Origin of the sequence: Streptomyces rishiriensis (assembly GCF_030815485.1) — a bacterium.
Taxonomy (GTDB): domain Bacteria; phylum Actinomycetota; class Actinomycetes; order Streptomycetales; family Streptomycetaceae; genus Streptomyces; species Streptomyces rishiriensis_A.
The window spans coordinates 7357552-7380534 of the sequence record NZ_JAUSWV010000002.1 but is presented as its reverse complement, the minus strand read 5'-3'; the positions used below and the strand labels follow the sequence as shown (position 1 = coordinate 7380534).

Annotated in this window: 20 protein-coding genes and 1 pseudogene; 8 read left to right on the top strand and 13 right to left on the bottom strand. The window is 72.6% G+C overall.

Going from position 1 to position 22983, the window contains the following annotated elements:
- Positions 1 to 3 precede the first annotated feature (3 nt).
- Positions 4 to 1264: pseudogene (locus QF030_RS35190) on the bottom strand (extracellular solute-binding protein).
- Between the two features lie 230 nt (positions 1265 to 1494).
- Between QF030_RS35190 and QF030_RS35185 the strand changes: the two are divergent.
- Entirely contained in the window at positions 1495 to 1710 is a 216-nt protein-coding gene (locus tag QF030_RS35185; protein WP_307166591.1) for a dodecin, read from the top strand.
- Between the two features lie 108 nt (positions 1711 to 1818).
- On the opposite strand, the gene QF030_RS35180 is transcribed toward QF030_RS35185, so the two are convergent.
- Positions 1819 to 2310: a phosphatase domain-containing protein gene (locus QF030_RS35180; protein WP_307166590.1), complete on the bottom strand. Its 492-nt coding sequence runs from the start codon at positions 2308 to 2310 to the stop codon at positions 1819 to 1821.
- Positions 2311 to 2435: 125 nt separating this feature from the next.
- Here QF030_RS35180 and QF030_RS35175 point away from each other — a divergent pair, with 125 nt between their 5' ends.
- On the top strand, positions 2436 to 3506 hold the full coding sequence (locus QF030_RS35175; RefSeq protein WP_307166589.1) for an LLM class flavin-dependent oxidoreductase: 1071 nt from the start codon (positions 2436 to 2438) through the stop codon (positions 3504 to 3506).
- Between the two features lie 63 nt (positions 3507 to 3569).
- Positions 3570 to 5939 carry an excinuclease ABC subunit UvrA gene (locus tag QF030_RS35170; RefSeq protein ID WP_307166588.1) on the top strand — a complete coding sequence of 790 codons (2370 nt, stop codon included), beginning with the start codon at positions 3570 to 3572 and terminating at the stop codon, positions 5937 to 5939.
- Here QF030_RS35170 and QF030_RS35165 read toward each other — a convergent pair.
- From QF030_RS35165 to QF030_RS35140, 6 genes are all read right to left on the bottom strand, one after another.
- A complete protein-coding gene (locus tag QF030_RS35165) occupies positions 5936 to 6991 on the bottom strand; it encodes an NAD-dependent epimerase/dehydratase family protein (protein WP_307166587.1) in 1056 nt (351 codons plus the stop codon). The two genes, QF030_RS35170 and QF030_RS35165, sit on opposite strands and share 4 nt — an antisense overlap.
- Before the next feature lie 187 nt (positions 6992 to 7178).
- Positions 7179 to 8099: a lysophospholipid acyltransferase family protein gene (locus QF030_RS35160; RefSeq protein ID WP_307166586.1), complete on the bottom strand. Its 921-nt coding sequence runs from the start codon at positions 8097 to 8099 to the stop codon at positions 7179 to 7181.
- Positions 8096 to 8872 (bottom strand): GNAT family N-acetyltransferase, encoded by a 777-nt coding sequence (locus tag QF030_RS35155; RefSeq protein WP_373428851.1) that lies wholly within the window; start codon positions 8870 to 8872, stop codon positions 8096 to 8098. The genes QF030_RS35160 and QF030_RS35155 overlap by 4 nt, the downstream gene beginning before the upstream one ends.
- Before the next feature lie 334 nt (positions 8873 to 9206).
- On the bottom strand, positions 9207 to 9956 hold the full coding sequence (locus QF030_RS35150; RefSeq protein ID WP_307166585.1) for a succinate dehydrogenase/fumarate reductase iron-sulfur subunit: 750 nt from the start codon (positions 9954 to 9956) through the stop codon (positions 9207 to 9209).
- Positions 9953 to 11911: a fumarate reductase/succinate dehydrogenase flavoprotein subunit gene (locus QF030_RS35145; protein WP_307166584.1), complete on the bottom strand. Its 1959-nt coding sequence runs from the start codon at positions 11909 to 11911 to the stop codon at positions 9953 to 9955. Before QF030_RS35145 ends, QF030_RS35150 begins: the two co-directional genes overlap by 4 nt.
- 2 nt (positions 11912 to 11913) lie before the next feature.
- Positions 11914 to 12585 (bottom strand): succinate dehydrogenase, encoded by a 672-nt coding sequence (locus tag QF030_RS35140; protein WP_307167805.1) that lies wholly within the window; start codon positions 12583 to 12585, stop codon positions 11914 to 11916.
- A 131-nt stretch (positions 12586 to 12716) separates the two neighbouring features.
- Here QF030_RS35140 and QF030_RS35135 point away from each other — a divergent pair, with 131 nt between their 5' ends.
- Positions 12717 to 13601: a LysR family transcriptional regulator gene (locus QF030_RS35135; protein ID WP_307166583.1), complete on the top strand. Its 885-nt coding sequence runs from the start codon at positions 12717 to 12719 to the stop codon at positions 13599 to 13601.
- A 149-nt stretch (positions 13602 to 13750) separates the two neighbouring features.
- Here QF030_RS35135 and QF030_RS35130 read toward each other — a convergent pair whose 3' ends face one another.
- Positions 13751 to 14641: an NAD(P)H-binding protein gene (locus tag QF030_RS35130; RefSeq protein ID WP_307166582.1), complete on the bottom strand. Its 891-nt coding sequence runs from the start codon at positions 14639 to 14641 to the stop codon at positions 13751 to 13753.
- Between the two features lie 123 nt (positions 14642 to 14764).
- Here QF030_RS35130 and QF030_RS35125 point away from each other — a divergent pair, with 123 nt between their 5' ends.
- Complete coding sequence (locus tag QF030_RS35125; protein ID WP_307166581.1) at positions 14765 to 15610, top strand: LysR family transcriptional regulator; 846 nt, start codon at positions 14765 to 14767, stop codon at positions 15608 to 15610.
- A gap of 2 nt (positions 15611 to 15612) precedes the next feature.
- On the opposite strand, the gene QF030_RS35120 is transcribed toward QF030_RS35125, so the two are convergent.
- The 4 genes from QF030_RS35120 to QF030_RS35105 form a co-directional block, all read right to left on the bottom strand.
- Positions 15613 to 15945 carry a nuclear transport factor 2 family protein gene (locus QF030_RS35120; protein ID WP_307167804.1) on the bottom strand — a complete coding sequence of 111 codons (333 nt, stop codon included), beginning with the start codon at positions 15943 to 15945 and terminating at the stop codon, positions 15613 to 15615.
- A gap of 248 nt (positions 15946 to 16193) precedes the next feature.
- Positions 16194 to 18329: a putative bifunctional diguanylate cyclase/phosphodiesterase gene (locus tag QF030_RS35115; protein WP_307166580.1), complete on the bottom strand. Its 2136-nt coding sequence runs from the start codon at positions 18327 to 18329 to the stop codon at positions 16194 to 16196.
- Positions 18326 to 19138 (bottom strand): SAM-dependent methyltransferase, encoded by an 813-nt coding sequence (locus QF030_RS35110; protein WP_307166579.1) that lies wholly within the window; start codon positions 19136 to 19138, stop codon positions 18326 to 18328. Before QF030_RS35110 ends, QF030_RS35115 begins: the two co-directional genes overlap by 4 nt.
- 362 nt (positions 19139 to 19500) lie before the next feature.
- The gene (locus tag QF030_RS35105; protein ID WP_307166578.1) at positions 19501 to 20475 is read right to left on the bottom strand and encodes an SCO0930 family lipoprotein; all 975 of its coding nucleotides are present in this window, start codon (positions 20473 to 20475) and stop codon (positions 19501 to 19503) included.
- A gap of 282 nt (positions 20476 to 20757) precedes the next feature.
- Here QF030_RS35105 and QF030_RS35100 point away from each other — a divergent pair, with 282 nt between their 5' ends.
- The 3 genes from QF030_RS35100 to QF030_RS35090 all read left to right on the top strand — a co-directional run bounded on the left by QF030_RS35100 (position 20758) and on the right by QF030_RS35090 (position 22928).
- The gene (locus tag QF030_RS35100; RefSeq protein WP_307166577.1) at positions 20758 to 21384 is read left to right on the top strand and encodes a hypothetical protein; all 627 of its coding nucleotides are present in this window, start codon (positions 20758 to 20760) and stop codon (positions 21382 to 21384) included.
- A 21-nt stretch (positions 21385 to 21405) separates the two neighbouring features.
- Positions 21406 to 22170 carry a bestrophin-like domain gene (locus tag QF030_RS35095; protein WP_307166576.1) on the top strand — a complete coding sequence of 255 codons (765 nt, stop codon included), beginning with the start codon at positions 21406 to 21408 and terminating at the stop codon, positions 22168 to 22170.
- 221 nt (positions 22171 to 22391) lie between these two features.
- Positions 22392 to 22928: a hypothetical protein gene (locus QF030_RS35090; protein WP_307166575.1), complete on the top strand. Its 537-nt coding sequence runs from the start codon at positions 22392 to 22394 to the stop codon at positions 22926 to 22928.
- The last annotated feature ends 55 nt before the right edge of the window (positions 22929 to 22983 follow it).

The window sequence follows — 22983 nt, the reverse complement described above, 5'->3', positions numbered from 1 at the left end:
CCGTCAGAAGGACACCGTCAGCGCCTCCGTGATCCGGCGGGCGGCGCGGCGGGCCTCGGTCGCCGGGTCGGCACCGGTGAGCACCTTCGTCATGTAGTCCTTGATCGGGTTGTCCGCCTCGACGGCGGCCCACTCGGGTGTGCTGGGGGTCGCGCGGCCCTGCGCGGCCCCCGCCGCCATGGCCGCGACCCCCTCCTCGCCGGCGACGGCCTTCGCCAGTTTCGCCTTGTTCGGTACGTAGTTCATGGTGCGGGCGAGTTCGGTGTCCCACTCCGCGCCGGTCAGCGCGGCGACCACCTCGATGGCACCCTTCCTGACGTCGGTGTTGCGCGGGACGACGAGGTCGGAGCCGCCGGTGAACACCGAGCCGGGCCTGCCCGCACTCCTGCCGGGCACCGGGAAGAAACCCAGCTCGCCCTCCAGGGCGGGATTCTGCTGTACCACCGCCCGGGCCAGTCCGGGCACGGCCACGATCTGCGCCACCTTGCCCCCGGCGAACACCCCGGCCTGCGGCGGGTGTTCCTCGTCCGCCGCCACGGGGCCGCCGCCGAGGGACTGCAGCCGCCGGTAGAAGTCCATGCCGCGCAGGGCGGCCCGCGAGTCGAGGGCGCCCTCCCAGCGGCCGCCGTCCTCGGTGGCGAGGTCGCCGCCCTCGTCCCAGATGAACCCGGCGAGCGTGTACCAGTCCTGCCCGGCCAGGGTAGATGCCCTGGTTGCCGCCCGAGTTCAGCTTCTCGGTGGCGGCCAGCCACTCGGCGCGGGTGGCGGGCGGCGCCGTGACGCCGGCCTGCTCGAAGAGGTCCTTGCGGTAGATCACGACCCGGTTCGCGGCGTACCAGGGAATGCCGTACTGGTGGAAGCGCTGCTGCCCCGGTTCGGCGAGACCGGGCAGCCAGTCGTCCCGGCCCCACTTCGCGACGGACTCCAGGGTCAGGTCGAGCAGTCCGTGGCCGTCGACGTACTGCGGGACCTGGGTGTTGCCCACCTCGATGACGTCCGGCCCGTTGCCGTCCCCGGCCTCCAGCGCGGCCTCCACCTTGCCGCCGATGCCGGTCCACTCCTGGATGCGGATGTCGAGGTCGAGGTCCGGGTGGTCGTGTTCGAAGTCCTCGGTGAACCGGTCCAGGAACTCCTGCGACGCGCTGTCCTTCATCAGCCACACCGTGACCGTGCGGGCATCGGGTCCCCCTGTCCCCGGTAGGACGCCACAGGCGCTCAGCAAGGCGGCGGACACACAGAGGAGGGCGAGGAGGCGACGTCTCACGGGGGTCCTGTTCTGCCTGGCGGACAGGGCGAGAGGCCCGACGTGGGGGACGAGCGCGGTGCTCGTGCGGGTGCCCCGGATTTTGGTATGGACCAATACGGGGGGTCAAGAGGCACCGGCCGGAAGGACGTCGTCCGGTCCGACGCCTCGCGCTCCGCCGCAGCTTGGGGCACGGTGGAGTGACGCGTGACACACGCGACAAGGCCGTCACGGTCGAGAGGAGCACCCTGATGTCGAACCACACCTACCGGGTCACGGAGATCGTCGGCACCTCGCCGGAGGGCGTCGACGACGCCATCCGCAACGGCATCACCCGCGCCTCGCAGACCCTGCGCAACCTGGACTGGTTCGAGGTGACGCAGGTGCGCGGCCAGATCGAGAACGGCGACATCGCGCACTGGCAGGTGGGCCTGAAGGTCGGCTTCCGCCTGGACGAGTCGGACTGACGGCGGGCACCCTCCCCACCGGACCCGAACCCTCCCGCAGCCCGCAGGGTCCGAACCTCCCCCAGGGGCCGCGCTTCCCGTACGGCCGGCCCTCGGGCCGGCCCGGCCTCAGGTACGGCCCTCGCGCTCCTGCGCCTGCTTCAGCGCGCCCGAGGGAACCGTCCAGCGTGCCAGGACGACGGTGAAGCCGGCCCGTCGGGCGTCGCCGCACACCAGCTCGTCGTCGTCCACCAGGACACGCACCTCCCGGTCCCGGGCCAATCGGCGCAGGACTTCCAGCTTGGTGCGCCGGGCGGGCCTGCGGTCGTCGTTGCGCCGCATGTGGACGCGGCCCTCCGGCAGCCCCTGGGCGGCGAGCCAGTCCAGCGTGTCGCGGCGGCAGCGCTCGGGCCGCCCGGTGAGATAGACGATCTCGCAGTCCTCGGCGCGGTCCAGCACCATCGCGACGCCCTCCGGGATCGGCGGGTCCTGAGGCGCGGCCGCGAAGAACGCGTCCCAGTCGCGCGGGCTGCGCTCCAGGAACCGCTGCCGGTGGGCCGTGTCGGCGAGGGTGTTGTCGAGATCGAAGACGGCGACGGGCCGCCTGCTGCTGTCGGTCACCCCTCCACCCTAGACAGCCGGACCGCGGATCGGCCGGGCGCCGAACCGCACCGGCCCGGCGGGTGATCCCGCGCACGGCATCGCGCCGTGCGGAATCCCACCGGCCTCCCGGTGTTGAACCCTGTATGAGCTCCGTGATCGCCTCGGCCCGCTTCTCCGTCCTCGACCGCTCGCGCACACGTGAGGGCCATACCGGCGCCGAGGCGCTGCGGGACACCGTGCGGCTGGCGCGCGAGGCGGAGGCGCTGGGCTACCACCGGTTCTGGGTCTCGGAGCACCACGGCGTGCCCGGGGTCGCCGGATCGGCGCCCACCGTGCTGGCCGCGGCCGTGGCCGGCGCGACGGACCGGATCCGGGTCGGCACCGGCGGGGTGATGCTGCCCAACCACCGCCCTCTGGTCGTGGCCGAGCAGTTCGGCGTCCTGGAGTCCCTCTTCCCGGGCCGTGTCGACATGGGCCTGGGACGCTCGGTGGGCTTCACCGACGGGGTGCGCAGGGCGCTGGGCCGGGACAAGGACGACGCGGACGACTTCGCGGCGCAGCTCCAGGAGCTGCTGGGCTGGTTCCTCGGCAGCTCGCCCACGGGGGTGCGCGCACGCCCCTCGGAAGGGCTGACGGTGCCGCCGTTCGTGCTGGCCATGGGCGAGGGCGCGGAGATCGCCGCCCGCGCGGGACTGCCGATGGTCATCGGCGACCTCCGCGACCGCGAGAGGATGCGGCGCGGCATCGACCGCTACCGGGCCCTGTTCCGGCCCTCCCGGTGGGCGTCGGAGCCCCATGTGGTCGTCTCCGGAACGATCGCCGTGGCCGGGACGCCCGAGGAGGCACGACGGCTTCTGGTGCCGGAGGCCTGGTCGATGGCGTACGCCCGCACCCACGGCACCTTCCCGCCGCTGCCGCCCGCCGAAGAGGCCGAGCGTCGCGCGATGACCGCGAAGGAGCGCGGGTTCTTCGAATCCGGGCTGACCGGTCATCTCGCGGGCACCGAGGAGCAGGTCGCGGAGGGACTGGAGACGGTGCTGAAGGAGACGGGGGCGCAAGAGGTCCTGGTCACCACCAGCACCTACGACCGGGCCGCGCTGCTGGACTCCTACCGGCGGCTCGCCGCGATCGTGCACCCGGGACGGAGCGGTGGCTGGCACCAGGCCCCGACCCCGGTACCGGCCGCCGGGGCGCCGCACCCCCGGCGCGCATAGGATTGCGGCGTTTGTCCCGACCGGCGCCGACCGCACAGCCGAAGACCCGTACGGAGTTCCCCCATGCCGAGCCGACCCGAACCGCACGGCGACCAGCCGTCCACGAAGGACGGGTACATCCGGGTCCGGGGAGCCCGCGAGCACAACCTCCGGGGCGTGGACGTCGACGTTCCGCGCGACGTGGTGGCCGTGTTCACGGGGGTGTCCGGCTCCGGCAAGTCGTCACTGGCGTTCGGGACGATCTACGCGGAGGCCCAGCGCCGCTACTTCGAGTCGGTCGCGCCGTACGCCCGCCGGCTGATCCACCAGGTCGGCGCGCCCAAGGTCGGTGAGATCACCGGGCTGCCCCCGGCGGTCTCGCTCCAGCAGCGCCGCTCGGCTCCCACCTCGCGCTCGTCGGTGGGCACGGTCACGAACCTGTCGAACTCGCTGCGGATGCTCTTCTCCCGGGCGGGCGACTACCCGCCCGGCGCGGAGCACCTCGACTCGGACGCGTTCTCCCCCAACACGGCGGCCGGGGCCTGCCCCGAGTGCCACGGCCTCGGCGAGGTCCACCGCACCACCGAGGAGTCGCTGGTACCGGACCCGTCGCTGTCCGTCCGCGAGGGCGCGATCGCCGCCTGGCCGGGTGCCTGGCAGGGCAAGAACCTGCGGGACATCCTCGACGCGCTCGGCCACGACGTCGACGTCCCGTGGCGGGAACTGCCCGCCGAGCAGCGGGAGTGGATCCTGTTCACGGACGAACAGCCGGTGGTGACGGTCCACCCGGTACGGGACGCGGACCGCATCCAACGCCCCTACCAGGGCACCTATATGAGCGCCCATCGCCATGTGATGAAGACCTTCGCGGACTCCAGGAGCCAGACGCTGCGGGCCAGGGCGGAACGCTTCCTGACGGCCGCCCCCTGCCCGGCGTGCGCCGGCGGCCGGTTGCGGCCGGAATCCCTCGCCGTGACCTTCGCGGGCCGGACGATCGCGGAACTGGCCGCGCTGCCGCTGGCGGAACTGGCCCAGTTGCTCGAGGGGACGTCCGAGACGGCCCGCGTCCTCACCGACGATCTCCGGACCCGCATCGCTCCCGTCCTCGAACTGGGACTCGGCTATCTCGGTCTGGACCGCGCCACCCCGACGCTGTCGGCGGGCGAACTCCAGCGGCTGCGGATCGCGACACAGCTGCGCTCCGGGCTGTTCGGCGTGGTGTACGTCCTCGACGAGCCGTCGGCGGGACTGCACCCGGCGGACACGGAGGCGCTGCTCACGGTGCTGGAGCGGCTGAAGGCGGCGGGCAATTCGGTGTTCGTGGTGGAGCACCGGCTGGACGTGATGCGCGCCGCCGACTGGCTGGTGGACGTGGGCCCCCGGGCGGGCGAGCACGGCGGCCGGGTGCTGCACAGCGGCCCGGTGGCGGACCTGGCGTCGGTCGCGGAGTCGGCGACGGCCCGCTTCCTGTTCGGCCGCTCTGCGGCGCCCGTACGCGAAGTCCGCGCCGCTCGTGGCCGGTTCGGTGTCGGCCCGGTGACCCGGCACAACCTGCGCGGGGTGACGGTGGAGTTCGGGCTGGGTGTGTTCACGGCGGTGACGGGCGTGTCGGGCTCGGGAAAGTCGACGCTCGTCGGGGAGATCACGCAGGACCTGCCCGGGGTGGGCCGGCTCGTCGCGGTCGACCAGAAGCCGATCGGCCGCACCCCGCGGTCCAACCTGGCGACCTACACCGGTCTGTTCGACGTGGTGCGCAAGGTCTTCGCGGCGACGGACGCGGCACGGGCCAGGAAGTACGGCGTCGGCCGGTTCTCCTTCAACGTGGCCGGCGGGCGCTGCGAGACCTGCCAGGGTGAGGGCTTCGTGAGCGTCGAACTCCTCTTCCTGCCCAGTACGTACGCGCCCTGTCCGGACTGCGGCGGAGCCCGGTACAACCCCGGGACACTCGAAGTGACCTACCGGGACAGGAACATCGCGCAGGTGCTGGACCTGACGGTGGAGTCGGCGGCGGACTTCTTCGCCGACGTCCCGGCCGTCTCACGCAGTCTGGCCACCCTCCTCGACGTCGGCCTCGGCTATCTGCGACTCGGCCAGCCGGCGACCGAACTCTCCGGCGGTGAGGCCCAGCGCATCAAGCTGGCGGCCGAGTTGCAGCGGGGCCGCCGCGGCCACACGCTCTACCTCCTCGACGAACCGACGGCCGGCCTCCATCCGGCCGACGTCGAGGTCCTCATGCGCCAGCTGCACGGTCTGGTGGACGCCGGGCACACCGTCGTCGTCGTCGAGCACGACATGTCCGTGGTGGCGGGCGCCGACCGGGTGATCGACCTCGGGCCGGGCGGCGGCGACGCGGGCGGGCGGATCGTGGCGACGGGGACGCCACAGCAGGTGGCGGCAGCCGAGGACAGCGCGACGGCACCGTATCTGCGCCGGGTGCTGGGCACGCGCCCCTAGCGTCGCTGCTCCCGCCAGGCCCGGTGGTGGTCGACCAGGGTCTCCTCGATCGGGCGGTAGGTGAGGCCCAGTTCCCCGGTGCTTCTGCGGTTGTCGACGCGGAAGCGGATGCCGAGGTGGTTGCGGATGTACTCCTGGGAGAGGCCGAAGGCGGGGCCGAGGATCCGCACCGGCCAGTGCGGGAGGGCCGTCCGGGGCAGGCGCCGGTTCTTGGGGTCGTGCTTCAGCAGGGCTCTCGCCATCTGGTGGAAGGAGGTCATCTCCCGCGCCGCGACGATATAGCGGCCGTGCGCCCCGGGGAGTTCCGCAGCCGCTACGTGGGCCGCCGCGACCTCGCGTACGTCGGCGGTGGTGAAGCTGAAGTCCGGGGCGCCGTAGAAGAAGTAGCCCTTGAAGAGCTCGTCCAGGAGGAACAGGCTGCCCGACGCCGAACCGGGGGTGAGGGAGGGCCCCAGGATCAGGCCGGGGTTGACGGAGACCATGCGCCAGCGGCTCTGGGCCGCCTCCGCCTCCCAGGCGGCCAGCTCGGCCACCGTCTTGGCGTAGTGGTAGGGGTTGTTCTCCACGGTGCTCGTGGTGTTGAAGTACTTCTCCGACAGGATCTGGCCGTCCATCTGCTGTACGTCGGCGTAGTCGCCGAAGATCGCCCCCACCGTGGACGTGAGGACGAGGCGCTCGACGGTCTCGGTGCGCCCGATCGAGGCCACGACGTTGCGCGTGCCCGTCAGGGCGGGTTCCAGCACGTCCCGTCGGCCGTCCTTGATCTTCTCCGGCATCAGGAACGGCGAGGCCACGTGGAAGACCACCGCGCAGCCCTTCATGGCCTCGTCGAAGGAGCCCTCCGTCAGCAGGTCCGCCTCGAAGAGGTCGAGGCGGCCCGGATGGACGTCCCCCAGGGCGCGCAACGGCTGGAGCTTGGCCGCGTTCGCCGTACTCCGCACGGTGGCGTGCACGTGGTGGCCGCGTTCCAGGAGCTGCTGTACGAGGTGGGCGGCCACGAAGCCGCTGCCTCCCGTCACGAGAACCGTCCGGCCGGCCGGGCTTCCGCTCACGCGCGCTCCCCTCAGAGGTCGAGACGCGCCATGATCCCATCGTGACCGGCCGACGGCCCCCGCCGTGAACGAAGTTCCTCCGACGGCCGGCCCACGTCGGGGTGGACCGACGACCCCGCCGCGAACAGAACTCCTCCGACGGCCGGCCCCACCGGCCCAGCTCGGCGTCGGCCAGACGACCCCGCCGTCAACGCAACTCCTCCGACGGCCGGCTCCACCGGCCCCGGTCGGCGAACTCCGCGGCCCGGCCCCCGGCATCGACCGCGGGTCCCGGCCCGGGCGGACAGCCGTGCCGGCCCGACGCGGCGATGACCTGCCGCCCGTACGGCCCGCCCAGCACCCGGGCGGCGGCGGCCGCGGCCAGCGCCCTGCGATCGGGGTGGCTGCCCGGCGCGAGCGCGGGCAGGACCTCGACCTCCGCCACCAGGCCCCGCGCCGACACCACCCGCCACAGCGAGGCGAGCAGCGGGTCGTCGCCGACGAACGCGGCCACGGTGCTGGCCTCCCCCGCACGGTCCCGGTAGCGGATGCGTACGGGCTGCACCGGCGCCCGGGCGTCCAGGGCCGCCTGGAACACCGCCCGCCTGAAGTGCCCCTGGGCGCGGCCGCACCAGGTGCTCCCCTCCGGGAACACCGCCACCGCCCGCCCGGCGCGCAGCGCGTCGGCGATCACGGCGACCGTCGCGGGCAGGGCCCGAAGCCGGTCGCGGTCGATGAACAGGACACCGCCGCGCGCGACCAGCGTGCCCGCCACCGGCCACCTGCGGATCTCGGCCTTGGCGAGCATCCGGGCCGGGCGCACGCCGGCCAGCAGCGGGATGTCCAGCCAGGAGATGTGGTTCGCGACCAGCAGCAGCCCGGTGCCGGCGGGCACGGTCGTGCCGGTCACCCGGACCCGCACCCCCGCCGCCCGCACCACGGCGCGGCTCCACGACCGCACCACCCGGGACGGGAACCATCCGCCGACCGGCGCCAGCACCACGGCGACCAGGACCAGCACGACCACCGCCGCGAGCCGCAGCACGGCCCGCGGGACCGCCGTGAGGGACACCGTCGCCTCCACGCACGCCCGCGGGGTGCAGGGCGCGCTGGGCAGCCAGACGCTCATCGGGCCGGGACGAGGGAGAGGAAGTGCCGCAGATAGCGCGGGTCGATCCGGCTCATCGGCAGCAGCACATACAGGTCCGCGACGCCGAAGTCGGGGTCGTGGGCGGGTTCCCCGCACACCCAGGCGCCGAGGCGGAGATAGCCGCGCAGCAGGGCCGGCAGTCCGGTGCGGGCGACCGGGCCGGCGTCGTTCGGGGTCCAGGGCCGCAGCGGCCGTACCCGGTACTCCGGCGGGGCGAGGTTCTTCTCGCGCACCCGGTCCCAGGTCGCCGTCGCCAGGGCGCCGCCGTCGGCCAGCGGGACCGAGCAGCAGCCGGCCAGCCACTCGTGGCCGCGGTCCAACATGTAGCGGGCTGTCCCGGCCCAGATGAGCCCGATGACGGCGCCGTCGCGGTGGTCGGGGTGCACGCAGGAGCGGCCCACCTCGACCAGGCCGGACCGGATCGCGTCGAGCGGGCCGAGGTCGAACTCGCCCTCGGAGTAGAGCCGTCCGGCGACCGCGGCCCGCTCGGGCGGCAGCAGCCGGTAGGTGCCGACCACTTCGCCGGTGGCGTTGTCCCGGACGAGCAGGTGGTCGCAGTACGCGTCGAAGGCGTCCGTGTCCAGGCCCGGTTCCGGGCCGTCGAGCCGGGCGCCCAGTTCCCCGGCGAACACCTGGTGGCGCAGTCGCTGCGCGGCCCGGACGTCGTCCTGGTCGCGGGCGAGTGAGACGAGGTAGCCGGAACCGCCGGGCGGGACGGCGCGAGCGGGCGGTGCGACGGGCATGGCGGTCATGGAGGTCTCCTGCGCCGAGCGGAAGAAGCATGGGACGGTGCACGGGGAATCCGCACCTGCTTTCTTCCGCGTCCGGACGGCCTCGGCGTGACCGGCACCGGGCCCGTGGATGTGCGGCTGCTGAATGCCGGGCGTCACCGCCCGTCCGGCATCGCGCATGCCTGGCGGGGCCGGGGATGAGCACCACTCCCGGCCCCGCCCGTCCGCACCTCTTCGGCGAACGTCTCTTGTCGGAGCGGGCGTCCGGGCGACCCCTCGGGGTCGCGGGGACGGCGCGACCGGCCCGAACGGAGCCGCAGCCCGAGAACAACGCTCCGCGCTCCGCCCCGCGGCGCTACCGCTTCGTGCCCTTCCGGGCAGCGCGCAGCCACTCCTTGTTCATACCGGTGATGGACATCAGCGGGATGCCCTTGGGGCAGGCCGTCGCGCACTCCCCGGCGAGCGTGCACCCGCCGAATCCCTCCTCGTCCATCTGCGCCACCATGTCCAGCACCCGGGTCTCCCGCTCGGGCGCGCCCTGCGGCAGCACGTTGAGGTGGTTGACCTTGGCGGAGGTGAACAGCATCGCCGCGCCGTTGGGGCAGGCGGCCACGCACGCCCCGCAGCCGATGCATTCGGCGTGCTCGAAGGCGAAGTCGGCATCGGGCTTGGGCACGGGCGTCGCGTGGGCCTCGGGTGCGGCGCCGGTCGGGGCGGTGACGTACCCGCCGGCCTGGATGATCCGGTCGAAGGCGCTCCGGTCGACCACGAGGTCCTTGACGACCGGGAAGGCGGCGGCCCGCCACGGCTCGACGTCGATCGTGTCGCCGTCCCGGAAGGACCGCATGTGCAGCTGGCAGGTGGTGGTCCGCTCCGGCCCGTGCGCGTCGCCGTTGATGACGAGCGAGCAGGCGCCGCAGATGCCCTCGCGGCAGTCGTGGTCGAAGGCCACGGGATCGTCGCCGCGCAGGATGAGCTCTTCGTTGAGGGTGTCGAGCATCTCCAGGAAGGACATGTCGGGTGAGATGCCGTCCACCTCGTACGTGGACATGGCGCCGTCGGCGTCCGCGTTCTTCTGCCGCCAGACGCGCAGGTTGAGCCTCATGCGTAGCTCCGCTGGGTGGGGTGGACGTACTCGAAGACCAGGTCTTCCCGGTGCAGGGCCGGGGCCTCGCCCGTCCCGGTGAACTCCCAGGCCGCCGCGTAGGCGAACTCCTCGTCCCGCCGGGCCGCCTCGCCGTCCGGGGTCTGCGACTCCTCGCGGAAGTGGCCGCCGCAGGACTCGGCGCGGTGCAGCGCGTCGAGGCACATCAGCTCGGCGAGCTCCAGGTAGTCGACGACGCGGTTGGCCTTCTCCAGGGACTGGTTGAACTCCTCGCCGGTGCCGGGCACCTTGATGCGCCGCCAGAACTCCTCCCGGATCTGCGGGATGCGCTCCAGCGCCTTGCGCAGACCCGCGTCGGTGCGCGCCATGCCGCAGAACTCCCACATGAGTTCGCCGACCTCGCGGTGGAAGGAGTCCGGGGTGCGGTCGCCGTCGACCGAGAGCAGCAGGTTGAGGCGGTCCTGGGTCTCCGCCAAGACCTCCTGCACCACCGGGTGTTCGAGGGTCACCTCGCTGCGGCGCGGGTTGCGGGCGAGGTAGTCGTTGATGGTGGCCGGCAGCACGAAGTACCCGTCGGCCAGCCCCTGCATCAGCGCGGAGGCGCCGAGGCGGTTGGCGCCGTGGTCGGAGAAGTTGGCCTCGCCGATCGCGAACAGGCCCGGCACGGTGGTCTGGAGGTCGTAGTCGACCCACAGGCCGCCCATCGTGTAGTGCACGGCCGGGTAGATGCGCATCGGGACCTCGTACGGATCCTCGTCGGTGATCCGCTGGTACATGTCGAAGAGGTTGCCGTACTTGGCCTCGACGGCCTCGCGGCCCATGCGCGCGACGGCGTCGGCGAAGTCGAGGTACACGCCCTGTCCGCCGGGGCCCACCCCCCTGCCCTCGTCGCAGACGTTCTTGGCCGCGCGCGAGGCGATGTCCCGCGGGACCAGGTTGCCGAAGGAGGGGTAGACGCGCTCCAGGTAGTAGTCGCGTTCCTCCTCGGGGATCCGGTTCGGCGGACGGTCGTCGCCCTTGGCCTTCGGCACCCAGATCCGGCCGTCGTTGCGCAGCGACTCGCTCATCAGCGTCAGTTTCGACTGGTGGTCGCCGGTGCGCGGGATGCAGGTCGGGTGGATCTGCGTGAAACAGGGGTTGGCGAAGTACGCGCCCCGCCGGTGCGCCCGCCAGATCGCGGTGGCGTTGGAGTTCATGGCGTTGGTCGACAGGTAGAAGACGTTTCCGTAACCGCCGCTCGCCAGGACGACGGCGTCGGCGAAGTACGTGTCGATCCTGCCGGTGACGAGGTCGCGCGCCACGATCCCGCGGGCCCGCCCGTCCACGACGATCAGGTCGAGCATCTCGGTGCGGGGGTGCATCTCGATGTTGCCCGCGGCGATCTGCCTGCTGAGGGCCTGGTAGGCGCCGAGCAGGAGCTGCTGGCCCGTCTGTCCGCGGGCGTAGAAGGTCCGCGAGACCTGCACGCCGCCGAACGAACGCGTGTCGAGCAGCCCGCCGTACTCCCGCGCGAAGGGCACTCCCTGGGCCACGCACTGGTCGATGATCTCGACCGAGATCTGCGCGAGCCGGTGCACATTGGACTCCCGTGCCCGGAAGTCGCCGCCCTTGACCGTGTCGTAGAACAGGCGGTGGACGGAGTCGCCGTCGTTGCGGTAGTTCTTCGCCGCGTTGATGCCGCCCTGCGCGGCGATGGAGTGGGCGCGCCGCGGGGAGTCCTGGTAGCAGAACTGGATGACGTGGTAGCCCTGTTCGGCGAGGGTGGCGCCGGCCGAGCCGCCCGCGAGACCGGTGCCCACGACGATGACCGTGTGCTTGCGCCGGTTGGCGGGGTTGACCAGCCTGGCCTCGAAGCGGCGCTTGTCCCAGCGCTCGGCGACGGGGCCGGAAGGGGCCTTGGTGTCGACGACCGGCTCACCGGTCCGGTAGTCCGCGTAGGGGGAGAAGGCAGTCATGTTCAGCTCACCACTCCGGTCATGACGCCCACGGGTACGGCGAGGAAGCCGGCCGTGAGCAGCAGCGCGAGGACGTCGGCGACGGTCTTGAGGGCGCGGTCGCGGGTGCGGCTGCCGACGCCGAGGGTCTGGGCGGCGCTCCAGAAGCCGTGCCGGACGTGCAGGCCGACGGCGAGCATCGCCACGATGTAGATGACGTTGCCGTACCAGGTGGAGAAGGTGTCCACGACGTTCTGGTACGGGTGGCCCTCCTGGAAACCGCCGTGGTGCACGGTGCCGGTCGTCAGGTCCAGGACGTGCCACACGATGAACAGAGCCAGGATGACGCCGCCCCAGCGCATGGTGCGGGTGGCGTAACTCGCCCGCGGCTTCTTGTGCACGTACTTGCCGGGCCGCGCCTTGATGTCGCGGCGGCTGAGCTGGTAGGCGCAGACACCGTGCGCGACCACCGCGACGACCAGCACGACGCGCACGAGCCAGAGCGTCCACTCGTAGTGCATGAACGGTTCACCCACGGTGCGCAGCCAGTGGGCGTAGTGATTGAACTCCTCCGCACCGAAGAAGATCTTCAGATTGCCGATGACGTGGACGACCAGGTACAGCAGCATGATCACGCCGCTGACCGCCATCACCGTCTTCTTGCCGACGGAGGAGTCCCACACGGTGCGCGCCAGGGACGGCCGTCGGTCCGTCCGCGTTGCCAGAGCCATGGGTCAAGACGCTAGGGCCGGACCACCCCATCGGTCCAAGACATGGTCCGCCTCGATTCCATAGGCTCAGGCTATCGACGACGTACGCTGGGGTCATGCAGTTCCAGCAGCTCCAGTACTTCGTGGCGGTCGCCGAGACCCGGCACTTCACCCGGGCCGCCGAACTCGTGCACGTGGCGCAGCCTTCGCTGTCGCAGCAGATCAGGTCGCTGGAGCGGGAGTTGGGGGCGGATCTGTTCCTGCGGGCGCGCGGCAACATCACGCTCACCGACGCCGGCGAGGCGCTGCTGCCGTTGGCGCGGCGGATCATCGCGGACACGGAGACCGCGCGGTACGAGGTGCAGGAGCTGGTGCAGCTGCGCAGCGGGCGGGTACGGCTCGGCGCGACGCCGAGTGTGTGCACCGGACTGCTGCCGGACGTGCTGCGCGCCTTCCACGACCGCTATCCGGGCATCCGGCTGCTGATCGAGGAGGGCGGCTCGCACGACCTCGTGCGGGAGCTGGCCCGCGGCGCCCTCGATCTCGCCCTGGTCGTCCTGCCGCTGCCGACCCCGTCCCCGGCCCTGACGACGGTGGAGCTGCTGCGCGAGGACCTGGTGGTGGTGTCCTCCCCGGAGGCCTCCCGGCCGGGGAACGGACGGCGGACCGTGCGCATCGCCGACCTCGAGGGCGAGCGCCTGGTGATGTTCCGGCACGGCTACGACCTGCGGGAACTGACGGTGGCCGCATGCCGGGCCGAGGGGTTCGAGCCGGACTTCGCGGTGGAGGGCGGGGAGATGGACGCGGTGCTGGGGTTCGTGCGGGCCGGGCTGGGGGTGGCCGTCGTCCCCCGCATGGTGGCCGCCCGGTCGGGCCAGGGCCTGCGGGTCACCCCGCTCGCCCGCCCCGGCCTGCACCGCACGATCGCCCTCGCCCACCGCAGCGACGTCGCGCCGCCCCGGGCGGCCCGCGAACTCCAGCGCATGCTCCTGGAACGCTGAGCGGCCCGTCCGGCCGCCCGGGCCCGACACCTCGCGCCCGGGTCCGACGGGCCGGTGCGGACGTATCGGTCCCGACGGGCTGGGTCCGATGGGCCGGGGCGACGTCGGCCGACCGGCGACGGCGGGGGCGCCACCGGCGGCGGGTGACGTCAGCCCCGTACGGCCGGCTTCAGTACCTCCTCGCACCACTGGCGGAAGCTCGTGGGCGCGGTGTCGGGAGTGCTGGGCCGGGTGGCGCCGTAGAAGCCCTGCGTGTTCTGGGCGTGGATCATGTCGGCCACGCCCTGCGCCCAGGCCTCCGTGGCGCCGAAGCCCGTCAGCCTCGCCTTCTGCTCGGCGACGGTGATCTGCCGCACCCGCACCGGCCGGTCCAGCACCTCGGAGACGACCTGCGCCATGCCCTCGGGCGTGAGGGCGTCGGGACCCACCAGCGGAACGTCCTCGTAACCGGTCCAGGAGTCGTCCAGGAGCAGCCGGGCCGCCTCGGCGGCGACGTCCCGGACGGCGCAGGTGCGCACCACCCGGTCCCGCACGAGCGCCTCCGACCACACGCCCTCGGCGCGGATCGAGGCCGTCTGGCGGAGCAGGTTCTCCATCAGCGACGGCGGACACAGCGCCCGGTAGTGCACGCCCGTCGCGGCGATCGCCTCGTCCATGGCCAGCGACGCCGAGATCGGTCCGGCGTTCTCGGCGACGCCCCGGCCCAGGGTCGAGACGGCCACGACCCGTTCGAGGCCCTGGCCGCCGATCACCTCGCACAGCGGCTGGGTGAAGGCGCGGAAGTGGCCCTCGACGTCGGCGGCCCCGGGCGTCGGGGGCGCCAGCCAGAAGATCCGGTCGGCGCCCTCGCACGCCTCCTTCAGGACGGCGGGGTCCGCGTGGGAGCCCTGGACGGCCTCGACGCGCTCGCGGGTCTCCGGGGGAAGCCGGGCGGGGTCGCGGGCGATCACCCGGACCGGCGTCGCGCCGTCGCCGGCGGCGAGCAGACGGGCCAGGACCTCGCGGCCGATCTGGCCGGTCGGGGTGGTGATGACGATCATGAACTGCTCCAGAGATCGCGGTGGTCGGTACGGCGTCGAGCCTGCTGCCCCGCGCGCCGGAACTGAAGGACCGATCGACTCGCGGTTGTTACCCTCAGAGCAATACCGATCGGAGGTCCGCCCGTGGAGTCCCGCCCGCTGCGCTACTTCGTCGCCGTCGCCGAGGAACTCAACTTCGCCCGCGCCGCCGAGCGGCTGGGCATCTCGTCGCCGCCGCTGTCCCGGGCGATCCGCCTGCTGGAGACGGAACTGGGAGCGGTCCTGTTCGAACGGACCACGCACCGCGTGGCGCTGACCCCGGCCGGCGAAGTCCTCCTGTCGGAGGCCCGGTTCGCGCTCACCGCCCTGGAGGCCGCGGGGCGCCGGGCCCGGCGGGCCGCCGCGCCCGAGCCGAAGCTGGCGCTGGCGGTGAAGGCCGACGGACACGCGGGTCTGCTGGAGGCGATCCTCGCCCGGTTCGCGTCGGACCCCGCGGCGGTGCCGGTCGCCGTCCGGCTGTGCGGCTGGCAGGAGCAGTCCCGGCTGCTGCGCCGGGGCGAAGCCGATGTCGCCCTGGTCCACGAGCCGTACGACCGCACCGGCCTCGACACGGAGGAGCTCGCCACCGAACCGCGCGTCGCCGCCCTCGCCGTGAGCCATCCGCTCGCCGCCCGGGACGCGTTGTGCCTCGCCGACCTGGGACTGCGCCCGGACGAGGTGGACCGCTACATCGACGAGGTGCGCGGCATCGGCCAGGACCTGGCCCAGCTGCTCACGCTGGTCGGGCTGGGCGAGGCCGTCCCCCTGCTGCCCGCGTCCGTCGCCGGCCGCTATCCCCGGCCGGGCGTCGTCTACCGGCCGGTCCGGGACGCGCCGTCCGCCGTCCTGGCCGTGGCGTGGCCCCAGCAGTCGCGTTCCACGGCGACGGCGGCGCTCGTGCGGGCGGCCGTGGCGGTGGCCGAGGACGCCCGCGCACGCGAGGCGGGCTGACGCTACGCGGTCTCGGGCGGGACCGGGGTTCCCTGGTGGTAGTACATCCGCCAGCCCGTCTCCGCGCTCCGCCTGCGCCACAGTGAGCTGCGCCGGGCGGGCCGGCCCTCGAAGTCCGTCTCGTAGGTGAGGTGGACCAGGCCGGGGGCCAGCAGGACGCCCTTGATCGCCGACGGCCGGTAGCGCGGCCCGTCCTGTGAGCTGCCCTCGTGCTCGGGCAGCCAGGCCGGCATCTCGTCGTACGTGTAGCGGCGGCCCGAGGAGCCGACCTCGACGAACTCGGGGTCGAGCAGCCCCTCGAAGAGGGCGCGGGAGGCGCGGACGGCGGGGTCCATCAGGGCCAGCTCACCGGCGATCGCCTCGGCCACGCCGTCGTTCGCCTCGTCGGCCACACCGTCGTTCACATCGCCGCTCCCCTCGCGGGGCACATCGCCGCTCCCCTCGCGGGGCACATCGCCGCTCCCCTCGCGGGCCACGTCGTCGTTCACGTCGCTGGGCACGTCGTCGTTCTCGTGGGTCACCTGCCGGTCTTCGCGGGTGACCCCGGCGGGTGACCCCGGCGTCCCCGCGACCGAGTCGCCCCTCATCCCGTCGCGTCGACCAGGGCCAGCTGGTGGAGGCGGTCCGGCGGGCCCGGGCGGGCGTAGTACCAGCCCTGGGCCGTGTCGCAGCCCAGTATCCGCAGCTGCTCGGCCTGCGCGCCGGTCTCCACGCCCTCCACCGTGACCGCGAGGTTCAGGCTGTGGGCGAGCGAGACGATCCCCTCGACGATCTTGAGATCGACGGGATCCGCCGGGAACTGCTGCATGCCCTGGGTGAAGGAGCGGTCCAGCTTGAGCACGCTCACCGGGAGCCGCCGCAGGTTGGCCAGGTTCGAGTAGCCGGTGCCGAAGTCGTCCAGGGCGATGTCGACGCCCATCTCGGCGAGCCGGCGCAGCGGCTTGAGCAGGTCGTCGTCGGCGCCGATCAACGCCGACTCCGTCACCTCCAGGCACAGCGCCTCCGGTGCGACACCCGCGCGTTCCAGGATGTCGACGGTGTCCTGCACCAGACCGGGGTGGGTGAGCTGGCACGGGGAGAGGTTGACGTTGATCCGGAACGGATCCGAGTCACCGCCCCGCTCCCGCCACTCGCCGGCCTGACGGACCGATTCCTCCAGGACCCAGCGGCCCAGCGGCACGATCAGCCCGGTGTGCTCGGCGAGCGGGATGAACCGGTCGGGGCCGAGCACCCCGTGCTGCGGGTGCAGCCAGCGCACCAGTGCCTCCGCGCCGCGCACACTGCCGTCGCCGAGGTGGACGAGCGGCTGGTACTCGATGAAGAACTCGCCGCGGTCGAGGGCCGCCGGGAGAGCGGTGGTCAGGCCGTGGCGGGTGATGGCGCGGGCGTCGGCCTCCGGGTCGGCGAGCTCGAAGCGGTTGCCGCCCGCCGACTTGGCCCGGTACATGGTGATGTCCGCGCTGCGCAGCACCTCGGCCGCGCTGCGCTCCCCCGCCGGGCCCTCGACGATGCCGATGCTGCCGCGCACGGTCAGCTCCCGGCCGTCGATGCGCACCGGTGCGGTCAGGACGTTCATGATGCGTGCGGCCAGCTCGTCGACCTCGCGGCGGGTGTCGGGTCCGGTGGTCAGCGCCACGAACTCGTCGCCGCCGAGGCGCGCGACCATCTCACCGGGCGCGGTCGCGCAGGACTGGAGCCGGTCGGCCACCTCGACGAGCAGCCGGTCGCCGGCCGCGTGCCCGAGACTGTCGTTGATGGTCTTGAAGCCGTCCAGGTCGAGGTAGCACAGCCCGAAGCGCTGCCCCTCGGCGGCGCCGAGCGCCTTCTCCAGGCGTTCGAAGAACAGGGTGCGGTTGGGCAGGCCGGTGAGCGCGTCGTGGGTGGCCTCGTAGCGCAGCCGGAGGTTGAGGAGCCGGCGCTCGGTGGTGTCCTCCATCAGGGCCAGCGAGTACTGCGGAGCGCCGTCCGCGTCCCGCAGCAGGGAGACCGTCAGGTTGGTCCACAGGACCGTTCCGTCAGGGCGGCTGAACGCCTTCTCCGTGTGGTAGTGCTCCCGTTCGCCGCGGACCAGTTCGTCGTAGAGCTTCCAGGTCTGGGGCGCGTCCTCGGGATGGGCCAGATCCTGGACCTTACGGCCCCGCAGACTCTGTTCGGAGCCGCCGAACATACGCAGCAGTGCTCCGTTGACCTGGAGGACGTTGCCTTCGAGATCGGCGATGCCGATTCCTATCGCGGCGCCCTCGAAGACCGCGCGAAAGCGGGCCTCGCTGGCGTGCAGCGCCTGCGCCACCACGCCCTGGGCCCGCAACGCGGCCTGCGCGATGGCCTCCTGCTCGGCGAGCGTGCGCTCGCGCAGCGCCTGCGCGTAACCGGCCGCCATGGCGTGCTGGAGCCGCGCGGCGCGGGCCCGCAGATCCTCGCGGGGGCCGTCCTCGCCGCAGTAGAGCACCAGATAGGCCTCGACGCAGTCGAGGGAGCGGCTGAGGGCCTCGGGGTCGGTGCAGTGCGCGCCGACGAGGGCGGCGCCGGCCGCCTTGCCCGCGTCGGCGTCGAAGGCCCGCGCCAGCAGCCCCTCACGCAACCGCCTCGCCAGCGGGAGGAGTTGCTCCTCCAGTTCGGAGCGGGTCAGCGAGGTCGAGGTCACCGGGAACACGGCCCGGCTCCAGATCGTCGCGAACCGCCGCAGTCTGTCCTCCGGCCCGTCCGGCTCGGCGGTCACGCCGTACGCCCCACGCCGGCGAAACCGGACAGGGCCCAGGGGTCCTCGTCCTCCGGCGCCGTGTCCGGCCGCCAGTGCGGCATCGGCACCAGTCCGGGTTCCACCATGTCGTACCCCTCGAAGAACCGCGCGATCTCGTCACGCGAGCGCATGATCAGCGGGTTGCGGATGTCCTTGTACACGTCCACCGCGCCCCCGGCCCGCTCCGGTGGCAGTGGGATTCCCTCGTACGAGGCATGGGTGAGCAGGAGCAGACTGCCGGGCGCGAGCGCGGCGGTGAGCTCGGCCACCGCCGCGAACGGGTCGTCCGCGTCCTCCACGAAATGCAGTACGGCGACGAGCAGCAGCGCCACCGGCCGCTCCAGGTCGATCAGTTCCGCCACCTGCGGGCTGCTCAGAATCTGCTGCGGCTTGCGCAGATCGGCGGCCACGACCTCCGCGTCGGGATTGCCGGCCAGCACCGCCTGGCTGTGCGCGACGGCCACCGGGTCGTGGTCGACGTAGACCACGCGGGCCCCGGGGCGCGCCGCCTGGGCGACCTCGTGCACATTGCCGAAGGTGGGAATGCCGGAACCGATGTCGAGGAACTGGGTGACGCCCTCGTCGACCGCGTACCGCACGGCACGGCGCATGAACGCCCGGTTCGCCTGGCTGATCTTGGGAAGCCCCGGCAGGAACTCCATGGCCTTGCGGGCTGCTTCCCGGTCGACCTCGAAGTTGTGCGAGCCGCCCAGGTAGTGGTCGTAGATCCGCGAGACGCTGGGCACCGAGATGTCGATGCTCCGAGGGGCCCAGGCGGGTCGCTCCATCTATATCTCCAAGGCGTAGGCGATCCGGTGTTCGAGCTGAGGCTACTGACCGCCCGCCAAAGGGGCGAGCAGAAACGGAAATTGACCGTCCGTTCCCGGTCACTGCCTGCGGCACGTGCCGAATCGACGCCCCCCGAGGGGCTGTTTGAGGTGTCCGGGCCGTTCCGAACAGTTCCGGAAGGTTCCGGAGCGGTCCGCGGGGCGGCGAAAGTCTACGCACAGGAAGCGGCGGCCGGACAAGCACCGCGGACCGGTGTACCCGCCGAGCACAACGGTCCGCCCCCTCCGTGCGGCGCGGAGGGGGCGGACCAGTGGTCGGGCGCGATGGGGCGGCTACGGGATCGGCCCTGGGGAGGCGATCCCTACTGCTCCGGCGCTCCGACCAGCTTTCCGTTCGGCGCGACGGCGTACCACGTACCGCCCACGCCCTGGCCGTTGACGTCGCCGGGCGACTTGTCACCGGAGAAGGTGTAGATCGGCGAGCAGTTGATCGTCTGCTGCTTGGTGCCGTCGGACCGGGTGAAGTTCATGTAGCCCTTCTCCTGGATGCCCTCGGTCTCGTTGAAGGCGACGGGTGCGACGGCCGGCCACTTCTCGAGGCAGGCTCCGTTGCAGTTCGAGACCGGCTCGGGCCAGGCCTTGTCCTTCAGGAAGCGGTAGACCGTCATGCCGTTCTTGTCGACGACGATCTCACCGAGGTTGGCGTCCTTGCGGACGGACAGCCCGGCCTGCGCCGTGCCGGACTCGGAGGACGAGCCGGCGGCCTTGGCCTTCTTGCCCTCGGGGGTGAGCGCGAACCACTTGTTGCCCACACCCTGGCCGGTGGTGTCACCCGCCTTGGCGTCCTTGGCGTAGTAGTAGGCGGGCCAGCCGGCAACGGTCAGCTGCTTCGTCCCGTCGGTGCGGGTGACCTCGCCGAGCAGCGACTTGTCGATGCCGTCGCCGGCGGAGATGTCATCGGCGGAGACCGGCGGCCAGGCGGTCGCGCAGTCGCCGTCACAGTTCGACTTCGGGGGTTCCGCGGTGTCCGCGTCGAAGCGGTAGAGAGTCTTGCCGGCGCCGTCGGTGAGGATCTTGCCGAGTCCGCCGTTCGCGGAGACGGCCAGCTCGCCGGCGCCCTGTGCGTCGGCTCCCGTGGTCGCACCGGCGCTCGCACCGGAGCCGACGCCACTGCCGACGCCGGTGCCCACACCGACGCCCCCGATGCCACCGGCCGGAGCCGTGGCCCCGACGTTCTGGCTCGACGACGTGCCGCTCTCAGAACCGCACGCCGTCGTCAGCGCCAGAACGGCCACAGCACTCGCCGCAAGTGAGGCGCTCCGCCAGGTGGTCTTCATCCTCAACAACTCCCCGATCGTCACAAGGTGCTGCCGCGCCCTGCTGCGCCGCCGCACGGCACTGAGTACGCGCGGTGACGGTCGTTGTGTTCAAACACGGCACGAAATTCTTTCCGCGACCTGTGACACCGGCCCCGGGAGCTCTCGGATCGCACAGGCGAACGGCGTGCCGGATGCGCGAACGCACCGCCCGGCAAACCTGTGGACGTGAACTTCGCCCGTTCGGGGCAATCCCCACGGGCGGGGGCGTGAGCCGGTACGAGACGCCGCATGATCTGCGTCGTGCATGGACCCGAACCGACCCGATCCGCCCTCGTCACCAGGACCCTGGCCCTGGTGACGGCGGCCTGGATCCTCGCGGCCGCGCCGGCCGGGGTGGCCGCGGCCGACGCGTGCGCCTACGCCTCGACCGGCCCGGACGGCACCGAGGCGGTGGCGGTCGCGGGGAGTCACGCATGGCCGACTCCCCCGGTGTGCCCGGAACCGAAGCCGACGCCCACCCCGACCCCCACGCCGCCGAAGCCGAAACCCCCGCCCGAGCCGACGCCCAGCCCCACGCCCACGCCGACTCCGAAGCCGACGCCCCCGCCGCCACCGCCTCCCGAGCCCGGTCCGCCGGCGCCGAAGCCGCGCCCGGAGCCGCCACCGGCGCCCGCCCCGCCCCGCCCCGCGGCACCGCTCCCCCGGGCGACCCCCACGCCCCCGCCCCGACCGGCTCCCGCTCCCGAACCGACGCCACGTCCCCGGCCGACGCCCACACGGAGCCCGTCCGCGACCCCGGTGAGCTACCCGGCGTACCACTCCTCGCCGCGGCAACGGCCCGTGCGGCGCGGCCAGTCGCCGGTCACCTACGTCCTGCTCATCACCGTGCCCGCGGTGATCGCCGTCGCCGCGCTGCGACCGCGCTAGCGCCGATCATGGAGGCATCCCTTGCCGGAATGGCTTGTTCTCACCCTCGCGATGCTCGCCGCCTGCGCGGTGGTGGTCGTCATCACCCTCCTCCGGCACCGCAGGGCGCCCGAGGACGAGGACCCGTCCGAGACTCCGGACGTCATCGAGTACATGACGATGTGGATCGGCGTGGTGTACGCCATCGTCCTGGGTCTGGCCATCGCCGGTGTCTGGGAGGCGCGCAGCGTCGCCCAGGATCACGTCCAGGCGGAGGCGCAGGCGCTGCACGAGATCTCGGAGCGGGTGCGCGTCTACCCGGCCGACGCCCGTGACCGCATTCGGGAGGATGTCAACGCCTATGTCGGACACGTCGTCACCACCGAGTGGCAGAAGATGGCCGACGACGGGGAGCTGACGAAGCGCGGCGACGAACTCCTGCACCGGGTCCGGACGGACGTCACCGACTACGAGCCGGCGTCCGACTTCCAGGCGCAGGCCTACCAGCCGCTGCTCGACCAGATGGCCGCCGCGGACCAGGCACGCAACGCCCGCGCGGAGTCGACCGGGGCGACCATGCCGGGCGTCGTGTGGTTCGGGCTGCTGGCGGGGGCCGTCATCACCATCGGCATGGTCTTCGCGCTGCAGATCAGGCGTACCACCCGTGAACTCGTGCTGGCCGGGCTGTTCTCCGCCCTGATCGCCTTTCTGCTCTTCCTCATCTGGGACTTCGACGCCCCCTACAGCCGGGGCATCACCGCGTCGGCCGAACCGTTCCTCCATCTCTTCCCCGGCGTCGAGGGCTGACGTCCGCTCACCGCACGCTCCGCCAGGGGGACGGCCGCCACGCCGCCGCCGTCCCCCGATCGCGGGAACGGCGTCCCCCGGGCGGCCCACACCCTTGCCCCGTTCGCGCGACAGCGATCGCGGGAGCGCACACATGTTCCTAGCGTTTCGGTCATCGAGGTGCATTCACGACGCGAGCGGAAAAGGTCCGCAGCTGCTCCTCGGGGACCGGAGGATCCACCATGCACGCGATACGCGTCGCTTCGGCCGCACTGCTGGGCGTCACCGCCCTGACCTTCTCCGCACCCGGCGCCGTCGCGGGCGACGACAACCACTACGTCATGGCCAACGGCTACAGCGTGCTGCCCTCGACGATCTCGGCGGGCGGACAGATCGCCCTTCACGTGGACCGCAACGTCAGCGGCTGCCGAAGCTCCGTGACGGTCTCCTCTGGCGTGTTCGACGCGGTCGTCATCCCGCGGGGCTCCTCGTCGGCGGTCGTCTCGGTCGACTGGGACGCCAGGGCCGGCGCCTCGTACCAGGTGACGTTCGCCTGCGGCGGCATCAGTGCCGTCAAGGAGCTGACGATCGCCGGTGGCCGTCCGGTGGATCCGACGCCGGTCCCCCTTCCGGTCCCGAGGGGCGTGCACGCCGGTGAGGGCGGCACCGTCGCCGGGTTCGACCTCCGGGAGATCGGGCTGGGCGCCGCGCTCATCGTGGGCTCGGTCGGCGCCGCGTACTACTTCTCGCGGCGCCGCGCCGCCGAGGACGCCGGCTGACGGCTCACCACCGGCGGCTGCGCCGCGCGCAGGCCTTCGCCCCGGATCCCAGCGG